This window comes from Glaciimonas sp. OK215, assembly GCF_057787885.1.
The window spans coordinates 168,127-182,955 of sequence record NZ_CM173544.1 but is presented as its reverse complement, the minus strand read 5'-3'; the positions used below and the strand labels follow the sequence as shown (position 1 = coordinate 182,955).

Genomic DNA, 14,829 nt, shown 5'->3' with positions numbered 1-14,829 from the left:
CAACCAACATGGCTCCATGATAGGTCCAGTTTAATCAAAAATAGAGGAACCATTTATCGAAGAATGGCAAGCTCCACAGGCGTAAAAAAATCGCCAATCCGGTCAGCCGGATTGGCGATTTTTGCTTGGCAACTTGACTTAGGCTGCTTGGCTCAGTCCTCGTAACGTTTCAAGCTACAGGCCATGCCTTTCGCCAAATCGTCGGGTCCGCTGACAGTCACCCCCAAATCGCGCAACAAGCCGTCTTGCAAGCCATACACCCAGCTATGGATCATCAACTCCTGGCCGCGTTCCCAGGCATCCTGAACGATAGTCGTCTGGCAAACGTTGGCGACCTGCTCCATCGAGTTGAGTTCGCATAAACGATCATGGCGCAGCTGTTCCGGCAATGCCTCTCCCAAATACCGCTCATGCTTCTGATGCACGTCCTGCACATGACGCAGCCAGTTGTCGGCAAGACCGACGCGGCGCTTGGTCAGCGCGGCATGCACGCCCGAGCAACCATAATGACCGACCACGAACACGTGCTTGACCTTCAGCACGTCGACTGCGAACTGGAGTACCGACAAACAGTTCAGATCGCTATGTGCGACCACGTTAGCGATGTTGCGATGGACGAATAGCTCGCCCGGCAGCAGGCCCAGCAATTCGTTGGCAGGAACCCGACTGTCGGAGCAACCGATCCAGAAATAATCCGGCGACTGCTGTGCCGCCAGTGTCTTGAAAAAATCGGGCTCGCGCGCAGTGATCGCAGCGGCCCATTTACGGTTGCTATCGAAAAGCTGGTCCCGGGTCAGGACGTGTTTGTGTTTTTCTATCATCGTTTTCCGTTCAGAATAAGCACATGACTCACATGGTATTTTAACAATTTATGAAAATCAATTTGAACGCCATTTTATCGAAACTGCAGAATAGCATTTGATTTTCTCAAAATGCACATCACGATGAGAGCAAGTCTGACCCGGGCCGCCTGCTGCAACCTTGCCGAACTCAGCTCATATCGCCTAATAAACGCAATTTCAGCTTGCTGTCCGATGGTTTGTCGCCGAGCCAGGTTCTCAGTAACGCATTATAGAAATCCACGCCAGGCAATACCTCTCCCACGTTTTTCCCATTGACCTGGATCGAAGTACCGCTGCCGGGAATCCAGTCCATGATAATCGCATCGCCTTTTTTAACTTCCGGTATCGATCCAAACAATTCGCCGAACTTGATTAATTGATTAATGATTTTCGCTCTTTCTGCCTTATCTAAATTTCTCTGAATTCCCGCCATAAAGGCTTGACCCAAGTCCTCACTACTCAAATCACGCAGCATCACCAGCGTGATCCGACGCGGCCCGGCGGAATTGATGACGTCGGCCGGCGTGGTTTTTTTCTCGGATAAATACAGCGCTGCGGTGTACACCTTGAAAATAGCCTTGTAGCGGATACCGGCGCCATTCAATAGCAAGTCGCGATTCCCGACATGCGCGGTCTCATCAATCTTGACACCAGCCACTTCGAGCGCTACCGCATGTTGCGCAAATATCAGCGCCGACAGCACGCAAGCACAGCTTCCTGCACGTTTCAGAAACGCAGCTACAGTCATATTTTCTCCTGAGGATGAATGGTTACGGTGTCATTTTGACCAAAAAGTGAACGGTCGTATTTTTATTTATTACACAGAATAGAGGCGACTACAAAATAATGCAACATGGAAATTATTAGATTGGTATCGCGCCGTCGGCAGGCATAAAAATGCCGCTGATCGTTATCGATCGGCGGCTTTTTGCACAACTTTAAAGCTGGCTTATTGATTACTCGAAGAACTCTTTAACCTTGTCTTTCCACGACTTGCTCTGCGGGCTGTGTTTGGCACCGCCTTCGGTGGTCAGCTGATCGAAATCACGGAGCAGTTCTTTCTGACGATCACTCAACTTGACCGGTGTTTCGACCACAACGTGGCAGAACAAATCGCCGGCGTAACCTGAGCGCACGCCCTTGATACCCTTGCTGCGCAAACGGAAAGTTTTGCTCGACTGGGTACCCTCAGGAATCGTGAACGACACCTTGCCGTTCAGCGTCGGCACCTCGATTTCACCGCCCAAAGCCGCCTTGGCAAACGAGATCGGCATTTCGCAGTGCAAATCATCGCCATCACGCTGGAATACCGCGTGCTGCTTGATGTGGATTTCGACGTACAGATCACCTGGAGGACCGCCGTTCATGCCAGGCTCGCCGTTACCGGATGAACGAATGCGCATGCCGTCGTCGATCCCTTCCGGAATCTTCACTTCAAGTGTCTTGTTACGCTTGATGCGGCCTGCGCCTGCGCACGATGCACATGGCTCGGCAATCACTTTGCCGCTACCGTGACACTTCGGACAGGTTTGCTGAATGCTGAAAAAACCTTGTTGCATCCGCACCTGACCGTGACCGCCACAGGTCGGACACGTCACAGGCGCGGTACCGGGCTTGGCGCCACTCCCATGACAAGGCTCGCAGGCGTCCCACGACGGCACCCGGATGGTGGTGTCGAAACCGTGGGCCGCCTGTTCCAGCGAGATTTCCAGGTTGTAGCGCAGATCCGCGCCGCGATACACCTGAGGACCGCTGCCGCGACCGCCACGCGCACCGCCGCCACCGAAAATGTCGCCGAAGATATCGCCGAAGGCATCTGCAAAGCCGCCGGCGCCGCCGCCGCCGCCACCCATATTCGGATCGACGCCGGCATGGCCGTAGCGGTCATAGGCTTCGCGCTTTTGCGCATCCGATAGCATCTCGTAGGCTTCTTTCGCCTCCTTGAATTTATCTTCAGCGCCTTTGCTATCCGGATTACGGTCCGGATGATATTTCATCGCGAGCTTGCGGTACGACTTCTTGATTTCATCATCAGAAGCGTTTTTCGCAACCCCTAGAATTTCGTAAAAATCACGTTTCGCCATGTTGTGGCACCTTCAATTTGTTCTAAGCGAAAACGCCGAACAGAGCTTAAAGCTTTGTCCGGCGCGTCATTGCGGTGCGCTGGCAGGCATGCCGCCGCACCGCCGGACGAAGATTTTACTTGTCTTTTACTTCTTTGAAATCAGCATCCACTACGTCATCTTCCTTCGGCTTGCCTTCCGCTGCGCCTGCACCGGCAGCAGCACCTTCAGCACTGCCAGCGGCAGCTTGCTGCGCTTGCATGTCGGCGTACATCTTCTCACCGAGTTTTTGCGCTGCCGTGCTCAAGGCTGCGGATTTGTTGTCGATAGCCGCCTTGTCGCTGCCCTTCAACACTTCTTCCAGTTCCTTGATCGCTGCTTCGATGCTTTCCTTCTCACCGGCATCGAGCTTGTCGCCGTATTCGGTCAGTGCCTTGCGGGTCGAATGCACCAGCGCATCGCCTTGGTTGTGCGTTTCGGCCAATTCTTTCAAACGCTTGTCGTCTTCGGCATTGATTTCGGCATCGCGCACCATCTTTTGGATTTCATCTTCGGTCAAACCGGAGTTGGCCTTGATGGTGATCTTGTTTTCCTTACCGGTTGCCTTGTCTTTCGCGCCGACGTGCAAGATGCCGTTCGCGTCGATGTCGAAAGTCACTTCGATCTGGGGCGTACCGCGTGCTGCCGGCGGGATGCCTTCCAGATTGAATTCACCGAGGCCTTTGTTACCGGCCGCCATTTCGCGCTCGCCCTGGAACACTTTAATGGTCACTGCCGGCTGATTGTCGTCCGCAGTCGAGAACACCTGGCTGAACTTGGTCGGGATGGTCGTGTTCTTCTTGATCATCTTGGTCATCACTCCACCCATGGTCTCGATACCGAGCGACAGAGGCGTAACGTCCAGCAACAGCAAGTCTTTACGATCACCCGACAGGACCGAACCCTGAATCGCTGCACCAACTGCAACCGCTTCGTCCGGGTTCACGTCCTTGCGTGCATCCTTACCAAAGAATTCTTTGACCTTTTCCTGCACCTTAGGCATACGGGTCATACCGCCGACCAGAATGATGTCGTCAATGTCAGACACTTTGACACCGGCATCCTTGATCGCGATGCGGCAAGGCTCGATCGTCTTCTCGATCAATTCTTCCACCAGCGATTCCAGCTTGGCGCGGGTCATCTTCATGGTCAGATGGACTGGCGCGCCGTTGGCCATCGCAATGTACGGCTCGTTGATTTCTGTTTGCTGCGACGACGACAGTTCGATCTTGGCACGTTCCGCCGAAGCCTTGATACGTTGCAATGCAATCGCATCTTTGCCCAGATCGATACCGTTGACCTTCTTGAACTCGTCCAGGATGTAATCGATCATGCGTTGATCGAAGTCTTCACCGCCGAGGAAGGTATCGCCGTTGGTCGACAACACTTCGAATTGCATTTCACCATCGACATCCGCGATTTCAATGATCGAGATGTCGAAAGTACCGCCGCCCAAGTCATACACGGCAATCTTGCGATCGCCTTTTTCAGTCTTGTCCAGTCCGAATGCCAGCGCCGCAGCGGTTGGCTCGTTGATGATGCGCTTGACGTCCAGACCGGCGATACGGCCTGCGTCTTTGGTCGCTTGACGTTGTGCATCGTTGAAGTACGCAGGTACGGTGATGACCGCTTCGGTCACTTCTTCGCCGAGGTAGTCTTCAGCGGTTTTCTTCATCTTGCGCAATACTTCCGCAGCGATTTGCGGTGGCGCCAGCTTTTTGTCGCGGACAGCGATCCATGCATCGCCATTTTCGGCTTTGATGATCTGGTAAGGCATCAGCGCGATGTCTTTTTGCACTTCTTTTTCGTCGAATTTACGGCCGATCAGTCGCTTGGTTGCGTACAGCGTGTTTTTTGGATTGGTGACGGCCTGGCGTTTTGCCGGTGCGCCGACCAGAATTTCGCCATCTTCCTGATAAGCGATGACGGACGGCGTGGTGCGCACGCCTTCCGAGTTTTCGATCACCTTAGGCTTGCCGCCTTCCATGACGGAAACACAAGAATTGGTGGTGCCCAAATCAATGCCGATAATTTTACCCATGATGTTGTCCTTTACTGAATTTGTGAAATTTTGATGTACTGAATATTGGGAGAAAAACGATGCTTTCAAGCCTTTTAAGGGTCAAACAAGCACTTTTTTTACATTTTTCACGCTTATTTGCGCTTACTTGCTTTGTGCCACGGTCACCAGCGCCGGACGCAACAGGCGATCCGAAATGGTATAGCCTTTTTGCAGCACGCTCACCACGGTGTTGGCTTCCTGCTCGGCCGGCACCATCGAAATTGCCTGGTGCTTCATCGGGTCCAGCCGATCGCCAGCTGCAGGTGCGATTTCCAGCAGGCGATTCTTGTCAAACGCTGCAGACAACTGCTTCAAAGTCATCTCCACGCCTTCTTTCAACGACTCAACCGATGGCGCATCGAGCTTCAAGGCGATTTCCAGACTATCTTTGACCGGAACCATTGCCTCTGCAAAACTTTCGATGGCAAATTTGCTGGCGCGCGCGATATCCTCCTGGGCGCGGCGGCGGATGTTCTCCGCTTCTGCCTTGGCGCGCAAGAATGCATCCTGCATTTCGGCGATCTTGGCTTGCGCCTCAGCCAGCTCGACTTCCAGCGCCGACTCGGGGCTAACCGCAGCCTGCTGGTCAGCGATGGTTTTTTCGTTCTCTGCTTGCGCGCTCTGCTTTTCCATGTCTTCCATTCAAAAATCTCCAACAATCAATGACTTAGTGGTGTATGTGATGCATGGGATGCCAAATGGGGCTATCCCCTACATTTTCAAGGGGTTTACATTCAGCCGGATGCCGTTTGCTGCAACAATTTGTTTCAAAATTTACCGGTTTGAGTTTGCTGCGATGCGGCAAGAGAACTATCCTGTATTAAATTGCTCCCACTAGAGCAGATACAAGACAATTTCTATATGACTCTGCCATAGGTGAATATCGTGAAACTGTCGCTTATTTCCGCCATTTTACTCATCTATATTTTGTTGGCAGCCGGCTGGATCAGCTACTCACATTTAATTGCAATATATTAAATGCCAACAACTAGGCCGAAGCCCCAAGCCGTGCTGCCTCACTCTTTTGCAGTGCCGCCTGCTGCTTCTGTTCTGCCGACTCGCTGACCGATAAGCGGGTTGGCCAGCCAATTAATTGCTCCTCCGCCAACATCGCCAGCGCATTAATCCATGCCGGCGACTGATTCAGGCACGGGATCAGATGGAACTCCTTACCGCCTGCCTTTAAAAAACCGGCCTTCGCTTCCATACCGATTTCCTCCAGCGTTTCCAGACAATCACTGGTGAAACCCGGGCACATCACATCGACCCGTGCGACACCCTGCCTGGCCAGCTTTTCCAAGGTCGGCGCGGTATACGGTTGCAGCCACTCGGCCTTACCGAAGCGCGACTGAAACGTCACCATATATTGCTCTTGTGACAAATCCAGCTGCTGCGCCAGTAAGCGCGCTGTTTTATGACACTCGCAATGATACGGGTCGCCTAGCAGCAGTGTACGCTTAGGTACGCCATGAAAACTCATCAGCAACTTGTCCGGCATGCCATTCATCGCCCAATGCGCCAGCACCGACTCTTTTAAGGCCTGGATATACGCTTCGTGGTCGTGGTAATGCTTCACCAGACGCAACTCCGGGACATTCCGCACCTGAGCATAATGACTGAATACGGCATCAAAAATGGATGCGGTGGTGGTCGCCGAATATTGTGGGTAAGCGGGCAAAACCAGGACCCGGTCGCAACCGTCCAGCTTCAGTTTATCCAGCACGGAAGACAACGACGGATTGCCGTAACGCATCGCGTAGGCGACCTCGACCTGATGACCGCGCTGGCCCAGATAACCGCGCAACAGGACCGCCTGCTTTTCAGTATGCAGCTTCAGCGGTGAACCTTCATTGGTCCAGATCGACGCGTATTTTTGGGCCGACTTGCCAGAGCGCAACGGCAAAATAATCCCGTGCAAAATCCACCACCAGATCGCCCGTGGAATTTCGACGACGCGCGTATCGGATAGAAACTGCTTCAGATAGCGCCGCACCGCGCTGGTAGTCGGCGCATCCGGCGTCCCCAGATTGACCAGCAGCACCGCAGTTTTGCTAGCAGCGCCATGGGTGAAAGGGGGTTCTTTACGAAAAGCCATGTCGCATTCCCAAAAAAATTCACCACGACACAAGTGGCGCAGTCAGCTTTCATAGCGCTGACTTTATCGGTTGTGGCCCAAGGGGTTAATGTTTAATTTAAGTATTTCCAACGGCACAGCCTCAGCGCATCGCGGTTTTTAACAATACCGTTATGAAGCCAATAATTCACGTGCGTGCTTACGTGTCGTCGCTGTAATTTCCAGTCCGCCCAGCATCCGCGCAATTTCTTCGACCCGGCTCTTGGTATCCAGGCCATCAATAGCCGAAACAGTCTTGTTTGCGGCGCTTTGCTTGCTGACCTGAAAGTGCTGGTTAGCCTGGCTGGCGACCTGCGGCAGATGGGTTACGCACAATACCTGGCGGGCCTGACCAAGTCGCTTCAGCAAACGGCCAACAACCTCGGCGACACCGCCGCCTATGCCGCTGTCAACCTCATCAAAAATCAATGTCGGGGTCGCTGTTGCACTGGACGTAATGACGGAAATTGCCAAGGCAATCCGCGCCAATTCACCGCCGGAAGCGACTTTTGCCAGTGGCCGCGGCACCACGCCGGCATGACCCGCGACCAGAAATTCGACTTGCTCGACGCCGTACGCGGCTGGTTCGCAAGGATTTAATGCGACCTCAAAACGACCGCCGCTCATGCTCAATTCCTGCATCGCCGCAGTCACGGCATCGGTCAAACCCTTGGCCGCTTTGACGCGCGCCTTGGATAATTTTTGCGCTAGTCCGAGGTAGGCTGACTTGAGCTTTTCCTCTTGTGCACGCAAGGCGTCAAGATCACTGGCATCCGCCAACTGCCGTAGTTGTGCCGAGAGCGCAGCAAACGCTTGCGGTATGGCGTCAGGCTCCAGCCTGAACTTGCGCGAGGTGGAGTGTATCGCTTCCAGCCTGCTCTCGACTTCGTGCAGGCGCGCCGGATCCAGCTCAACCCGGCTCAAATAGTCATTGAGCGCGTAAACCGCTTCCTGCAACTGAATTCGCGCTGGCTCCAGCGCTTCCAGCACCGGCTTCAAGTCGTTGTCGAGGTCGCCTAACTTACCGATCTTGATATTCAATCCCGCCAGCTGCGACAGCATCGGATTGTCTGATTCGGAAATCAGGCTCAACGCTTCTTGTGCGCCTTCAATCAGGCTGGCGGCATGCGACAAACGGCTATGCTCGTTGGTGATGTCATCCCACTCGCCCGGCTTGAGCGCCAGCTTTTCCAGTTCGTTGACTTGCCATTCGAGGCGCTCGCGCTCCAGCAAAACGTTCTTGGCGTTGGTTTCAAATTCCTGGCGCTGCCTGGCCAACGCGCGCCAGCTTTTATACGCTGCCGAAACGGTCTGCAGGTCTTCTTGCAAACCGGCTTGTCCATCCAACAACAGACGTTGCGCATCCGTTTTCAGCAGCGATTGATGGGCATGCTGGCCATGAATATCGACCAGCAGTTCGCCTAGCTCGCGCAGCTGTCCGGCCGTCGCGGCAATACCGTTGATGTAGGCCTTCGACCGCCCTGCATTGTCTATTACCCGACGCAGCAGCACACCGCCCTCTTCGCTCTCGAACTCATTCGCAGCCAGCCACGCTCTGACTTCTTCACTGGTGTCGATCGGGCTGCCCTCGCTGTAGCGCGAGACCGAAAACTCGGCGCTGATATCGGCCTTGGCCGCGCCTTCACGCACGACACTGGCATCGCCGCGACCGCCTAGCGCTAAAGCAAGCGCATCGATCAAAATGGATTTTCCGGCGCCGGTTTCGCCGGTGAAAACAGTGAAGCCAGAGGCCAGGTCAAGCTCGATGGCATCAACGATGACAAAATCGCGAATGGAAAGTGTGCGCAGCATGGAGTCGAATTAGATCGGTTCGTAAGACAAAAATCGGTTTCAAGAAAGCGGACAACGAGGTCGGCGGCGGAGGCAACTGAAGCGGCAGTGTACTGCAACTGATGGTCCGGCCCGCGTGGCGCCGTTAACGCTCACCTCAAATGCCCCTCTGCCGAAGGATATTCATTCCAGTGCAATTTCTGGCGCAAGGTTTCGTAGTAACTCCAGCCGGGCGGATGTAAAAAGGTGATGGTGTGCTCAGAACGCTGGATCAAAATGCGGTCGCCGTGTTGCAGACTGGCTAACGACTGCATGTCAAAATTGACATTAATATCGCGGCCGTTGACGATTTCAATCACGATTTCGCTGCTGTCCGGCACCACGATAGGTCGATTCGACAACGCATGCGGCGCGATCGGCACCAGCACGATGCCGCTCAGCGACGGATGCAGCAACGGGCCGCCGGCAGACAGCGCGTACGCGGTGGAGCCGGTCGGGGTCGAGACTATCAAACCGTCCGAACGCTGGTTATACATAAAGCGGCCGTCGACTTCGACGCTGAGCTCAGCCATGCCGGAGGTCGCACCGCGCGACACGACGATATCGTTGAACGCCAGCGCGCTAAAAATAACCTTGTCGTCGCGCTTGACTACGCCTTGCAGCAAGGTACGACGCTCGGATTCGCACTTGCCGTCCAGCATTTCACCCAGCACCGGCAGCATCCGTTCCAGCGAAATATCGGTCATAAACCCGAGCCTCCCCTGATTGATACCGATCAGCGGCACATCGTAAGGTGCCAGTTGGCGGGCGATACCCAGCATGGTGCCGTCCCCGCCGACGACGATCGCGGCATCGGCTTGCTGGCCGATTTGCACCGGCGTCATTGCCTCGAATCCGGTCAGCGCAATGTTTTGCGCGGTCTCGGCTTCAAACACGACGTTATGTCCGCGCACCAGCAGAAAGTCGGCGACCTCGGTCAACGACTCGGAAATACCGGCGGCAAAATACTTGCCAACAATCGCAATGGTTTTTGGCAAAGAAGGCAGATTCTGCTGATGAGATAATTTTATGGGCCACATGCTGGCGATTAGACCATAATTTAGGCCTGCATTAAAGATTCCTTGGGGATACGCACCATCCAACATGAATAATACAGATAGCCAACCGCAGCGCCGTGCGCCCATCAAAGCCGTCCTGTTCGATCTGGATGACACCCTGTGGCCGATCTCACCGGTCATTGCGCGCGCCGAGCAATTGCTGCATGACTGGCTCCGCCAGCATGCGCCGGCGGTGCCGCAGCAATTCACGATCGAGCGCCTGCGGCAAATACGGGCGGCTTTGACCGATACCGATCCCTTATTCAAAATCGACTTGTGGGCCTTACGCCACGCCGGGTTGACCGCAGCCTTCAATAGCGTCGGCGCTGATAGCAGCAAGGTCAATGCCGCCATGGCGGTCTTTTCTGAAGCGCGTCATGCGGTAACGCCATTCGACGATGTCGAGCCGGTATTGACCCGTCTGCGTCAACGCGTATTGCTGGGTTCGATGTCGAACGGCTTTGCGGATCTGGAGAAAATCGGCCTGGCACAGCACTTCAACATCTCCATAGCATCACATAGTTTCGGCTGTGCCAAACCTGATCCGGCGATTTTCCAGGCGGCCTGCAAGGCGCTCCAGGTGACTCCCGAAGAAGCGGTATATGCCGGCGACGATCCGTTCCTGGACGTAGTCGGCGCCCGCCAAGCCGGCCTGTGCAGTGTCTGGATCAATCGCTTTGACCGTTCGTTGCCAGCCGGCATCAGCGCGGACGCCGAATGCGCCAGCTTGCTTGAGCTTGAAGCATGGCTGCATTTACAAGCTATCAACACATAACGGCCATAAAACCCCCATCCGTAACGAAAAAAAAGGAAATGCCGGCAACTGAGCCAGCGCAAAACAGTGTATAAGTGGATGCATAAGGCGCTGGCAAGCTGGGGCCGCGCTCGCTAAAATACTCGCTATGCATCTGGATAATCGCGCTCAAACTCTACTCAAAGCCCTGGTCGAACGGTACATCGCCGACGGCCAGCCGGTCGGCTCACGCGCACTGTCAAAGATTTCGGGACTGGAATTATCACCGGCAACCATTCGCAACATCATGGCGGACCTGGAAGAAATGGGTTTTGTCACCAGTCCCCACACTTCCGCCGGACGGGTGCCGACGCCGCGCGGCTACCGGGTGTTTGTCGATACCTTGCTGACGGTCCAGCCGATAGACGAAAGCGCGCTCGAATCCAGAATGCAAGCGCGCCTGCAAACCAACTCCCCTCAAAAGATCATTGCCAACGCCGCGCAGGTTCTGTCGTCGTTGTCGCAATTTGCCGGTGTGGTGCTGACGCCTCGGCGCGAATCAATATTCCAGCAAATCGAGTTTTTGCGATTATCGGAAAAACGCATACTGCTGGTCATCGTCGGCCCTAGCGGCGATGTCCAGAATCGGCTATTGCTGACCGATGTCGATTACACCCCTTCACAGCTGATACAGGCGGCCAATTACATCAACCAGCACTACGGCGGACACAGCATTGACGACGTTCGCTTGCGTTTGCAGAGTGAAGTGCGCCAGCTACGCGATGACATGACGCGCCTGATGCAGGCGGCAGTCGAGGTTGGTAGCGACGCGATGACGGATAACGCTGACGACGTCGTGATTTCGGGCGAACGCAATCTGCTCAGCGTGACCGACCTGTCGTCAAGCATGGCCTCGTTGCGTAAGTTGTTCGATATGTTTGAGCAAAAAACCAACCTGATGCAGTTGCTGGATTTCTCCGGCAAAGCCACTGGCGTGCAAATTTTCATCGGTGGCGAGTCGCAACTGGTTCCGATGGAAGAAATGAGTGTGGTCACCGCACCGTACGAGGTCAATGGCAAGATCGTCGGCACGCTGGGCGTGATCGGACCGACCCGCATGGCTTACGAACGGGTGATCCCGATTGTCGACATTACCGCCAAGCTGCTTTCAAATGCATTAAGCCAGCACTAGTCTGGCTTAATATATTTTGTTCAACGCGTAAGAGAATGCTGTTATTTTTTAGCGCATGTCCGGCAATGGCCATACAGCGCCAACGCATGATCGGCAATCTCGAAGCCACGCTCTTTAGCGACCGCTTTCTGACGCTTTTCAATTTCTTCGTCGTAAAACTCTTCGACCCGACCGCAATCGAGACAAATCAGATGGTCATGGTGTGAGCCTTCGTTTAGCTCAAATACCGCCTTGCCGGTCTCGAAATGATTTCGCTGCAACAAACCGGCTTGCTCAAATTGGGTCAAAACACGGTACACCGTTGCCAAACCGACATCGAGATTTTCGGATAGCAAAATTTTATAAACGTCTTCAGCGCTCAGATGGCGGACGTCGCTATTTTGGAAAATTTCCAGGATTTTGAGTCGCGGCAAAGTAGCTTTAAGGCCACTGGCTTTTAGTTCGGATGGATTGTTAGGCATGTTTACGTCGCAAATGGATGGAGGGTAGGAAGGACCCGTTACCGGAATCCCTCCCCCCTAAGAACCGTGCGTGCGACTTTCATCGCACACGGCTCAAGCTTAACAAAAATTCCTATACAGGAACCGGTTTAACAACTTTCAAAGCAAGGCTATGCACCTGCGTATGGCAATTCGGATGCAGTAATACGCGATTCCCAAGAGCATCGGAGCCTCCTTCCACACGATATTCGATGTGGTGGTCATGCCAACCGGTGTCCATGTCCATCTCGTTCTCACACAACGCACACAAGCCTCGTTGGTCAACATACAGTTTAACCCACTCGTTTCGGTATCGCATGGTATTCACCATTCGCTCCTGACGGAGGGTCTCGCCATACATTTCCCACTCAGGGTCATAGGGGTTGTAACTTCCCTTGATTTTCTTGTGACGTACGATGGGTGTACTCGATAACGAATACAATTCCATGACATCCTTTTCACCATTTGTTTTGGTAAACGCCGCTCCGAACACCCAATTCCGATTGTCGACTGACCGCCAATACTTCCGGCGAATCCAGTCTCCATTCTTCATTGGATGACGACGTTTCCCCCAGCGCATAAGTCGCCAAAACAGCAACGACTCCATGCGCGAGAACGCTTCTTTAGCAACCACGGGACTGTGATACTGCGACCAGCCCCGTAGCATGGGGTTCAGCAATCGGATTAAATCCTCTTGCTTCACAGCCCGATTGTCGTTGATAACATTCCTGAGCTTTTCATAGAACGTTTGCACGTTTTTCTTACTGGGCTTAATCAGTAGAGTCCCGGAATACTTCCGGAAATTCCAACCCAGGAAATCAAAACCCTCGTCAATGTGTACAATCTTGGTCTTGGCCGCAGACAGTCGCAATCCTCGTGTTGCAAGGAATGATTCTATCCACGGCCTGACTTCGGTTTCCAGGATCTCTTTTGAAGCGCCTGTAATTACGAAATCATCCGCGTATCGTACGACACCGATTTTCAGTTTTTTGGCTTTGGTGACTCCCCATTTCGCACCGAGGTGCGTTATGAGTTCTGTCTCCAAACCATTCAACGTCCAATTTGCTAACGCTGGGGAGATAATTCCCCCCTGCGGCGTTCCTGCTGTAGTGGCGAGCAATTGCTTCCGGTCAACAACCCCGGATTTCAACCACTTCCGAAGTATCGACTTGTCCATACGGATATTGTCGAGCATCCAGTCGTGATTGATATTGTCGAAGAAACCCTCAATGTCTGCGTCCAGTACCCATTGCGCCGAGACCTTCCGGCACGTCTGGAGAAATATCTGCGACATCGCATCGGCCGTTGAGCGATTTTTCCGAAACCCGTAAGAGTTCGGATCGCTCAACGTTTCCAATACCGGATCCAATGCAAGTAAATGCAATGCTTGCATGGCCCGGTCACGCATGGTCGGTATGCCCAGAGGACGTAGCTTTCCATTCGATTTTGGAATATAGATCCTCCGTAATGGCAAGGGTCGATACCGCTGCTTCTTCAACTGCGCAATCGCTGCGTATTTTTGCAACGGTGTATCCCATAGTTCACGATCTACACCTGCGGTGCGTTTGCCTTGATTCTCAGTCACTCGTTTTACAGCCAGCGCTTTCGCGCTGAACGAGCGGGTCAGCCATCGTTGCAGAGCTTTCACTCTACGCCAATCGCCAGCCTGCGTTGCCTTCGTTAGGCGCATCTGCATGACTCTCACATTCTTTTGAACGCGCTTCCAATCAATGGAAGTCCATTCCGTTGGAACGTGCGAGGACGCAGAACTCACCTGATTGCGATAAGTTACTTTCATGCTGTACCTCGGATAGTGATGCCCGCCGAGGACGCAGCTTTCCCCGAAGGGAAAACTACATCCCTTCGGGGCGTTGATAGATAACTACTTGAGTCGATTCAGTCGCTTGACGACTATTGCACCATGTGGAAGTCTGCACCTTTTCAGGTTGGGACAAATCTTGAATCCCTATTCGGGCCATTACAGCTCGACGTTCGCTTTTTCCACAATCCCCTACCCGCTCCTCCAATAGCTCCCCTTGCGAGTTGCCTGCCGCCTCCGATATTTTGGATGCGGCGAAGAATCGGGTTTACCACGTTCCCTGAGATATCGACGCGACAAATAACATCGCGACTAGCTGTTTAGGGTCTGTCTATCCCCCGGTGATTAAATGACGACGTACTCCCACAGATCACGGAAGTATCCAATCACACACCTTTTGGTTAAGGCCAATAGCAGCTTGGGCCTTTCGATAATTACGAGGGTTCACACGACAGTTCACATTACATTACCCATGCAGCACTAACCTAGCCCCTCCACCACCTTTCTGCTGGCAGTTTCCATCGAATCACTCGCATGAGTTCGATGCTGAAAACGTCTCAGGGGTTCATTGTCATCAAGGCTTCACACCCCACCGTTAC

The 14,829-nt window shown here is 53.6% G+C and carries 12 protein-coding genes; 2 read left to right on the top strand and 10 right to left on the bottom strand.

The features are described 5' to 3' along the window. Nucleotides 1-152: 152 nt before the first annotated feature. The 8 genes from can to AC3CHX_RS00835 all read right to left on the bottom strand — a co-directional run bounded on the left by can (nt 153) and on the right by AC3CHX_RS00835 (nt 9,989). Entirely contained in the window at nt 153-821 is a 669-nt protein-coding gene (can, locus tag AC3CHX_RS00870) for a carbonate dehydratase (protein ID WP_488631628.1), read from the bottom strand. Between the two features lie 169 nt (nt 822-990). After that, nucleotides 991-1,590, bottom strand: a complete 600-nt coding sequence (locus tag AC3CHX_RS00865; protein WP_488631627.1) for a chalcone isomerase family protein — start codon at nt 1,588-1,590, stop codon at nt 991-993. 208 nt (nt 1,591-1,798) lie between these two features. Next, nucleotides 1,799-2,926, bottom strand: a complete 1,128-nt coding sequence (gene dnaJ / locus AC3CHX_RS00860; RefSeq protein WP_488631626.1) for a molecular chaperone DnaJ — start codon at nt 2,924-2,926, stop codon at nt 1,799-1,801. 115 nt (nt 2,927-3,041) lie between these two features. Beyond that, on the bottom strand, nt 3,042-4,985 hold the full coding sequence (dnaK, locus tag AC3CHX_RS00855; protein ID WP_488631625.1) for a molecular chaperone DnaK: 1,944 nt from the start codon (nt 4,983-4,985) through the stop codon (nt 3,042-3,044). Nucleotides 4,986-5,108: 123 nt separating this feature from the next. Next, nucleotides 5,109-5,648: a nucleotide exchange factor GrpE gene (gene grpE / locus AC3CHX_RS00850; protein ID WP_488631624.1), complete on the bottom strand. Its 540-nt coding sequence runs from the start codon at nt 5,646-5,648 to the stop codon at nt 5,109-5,111. Between the two features lie 346 nt (nt 5,649-5,994). Then, a complete protein-coding gene (hemH, locus tag AC3CHX_RS00845) occupies nt 5,995-7,101 on the bottom strand; it encodes a ferrochelatase (RefSeq protein ID WP_488631623.1) in 1,107 nt (368 codons plus the stop codon). Nucleotides 7,102-7,251: 150 nt separating this feature from the next. Beyond that, nucleotides 7,252-8,931 (bottom strand): DNA repair protein RecN, encoded by a 1,680-nt coding sequence (gene recN / locus AC3CHX_RS00840; protein ID WP_488631622.1) that lies wholly within the window; start codon nt 8,929-8,931, stop codon nt 7,252-7,254. Between the two features lie 131 nt (nt 8,932-9,062). Then, the gene (locus AC3CHX_RS00835; RefSeq protein WP_488631621.1) at nt 9,063-9,989 is read right to left on the bottom strand and encodes an NAD kinase; all 927 of its coding nucleotides are present in this window, start codon (nt 9,987-9,989) and stop codon (nt 9,063-9,065) included. Nucleotides 9,990-10,053: 64 nt separating this feature from the next. Here AC3CHX_RS00835 and AC3CHX_RS00830 point away from each other — a divergent pair, with 64 nt between their 5' ends. Together AC3CHX_RS00830 and hrcA are read left to right on the top strand one after the other, a co-directional pair. Further along, nucleotides 10,054-10,782 (top strand): HAD family hydrolase, encoded by a 729-nt coding sequence (locus tag AC3CHX_RS00830; protein WP_488631620.1) that lies wholly within the window; start codon nt 10,054-10,056, stop codon nt 10,780-10,782. Nucleotides 10,783-10,909: 127 nt separating this feature from the next. Continuing rightward, a complete protein-coding gene (hrcA, locus tag AC3CHX_RS00825) occupies nt 10,910-11,932 on the top strand; it encodes a heat-inducible transcriptional repressor HrcA (RefSeq protein ID WP_488631619.1) in 1,023 nt (340 codons plus the stop codon). Between the two features lie 41 nt (nt 11,933-11,973). On the opposite strand, the gene fur is transcribed toward hrcA, so the two are convergent. Continuing rightward, on the bottom strand, nt 11,974-12,393 hold the full coding sequence (gene fur, locus AC3CHX_RS00820) for a ferric iron uptake transcriptional regulator (RefSeq protein ID WP_488631618.1): 420 nt from the start codon (nt 12,391-12,393) through the stop codon (nt 11,974-11,976). Between the two features lie 112 nt (nt 12,394-12,505). After that, entirely contained in the window at nt 12,506-14,209 is a 1,704-nt protein-coding gene (gene ltrA, locus AC3CHX_RS00815) for a group II intron reverse transcriptase/maturase (protein WP_488631617.1), read from the bottom strand. Nucleotides 14,210-14,829 lie beyond the last annotated feature (620 nt).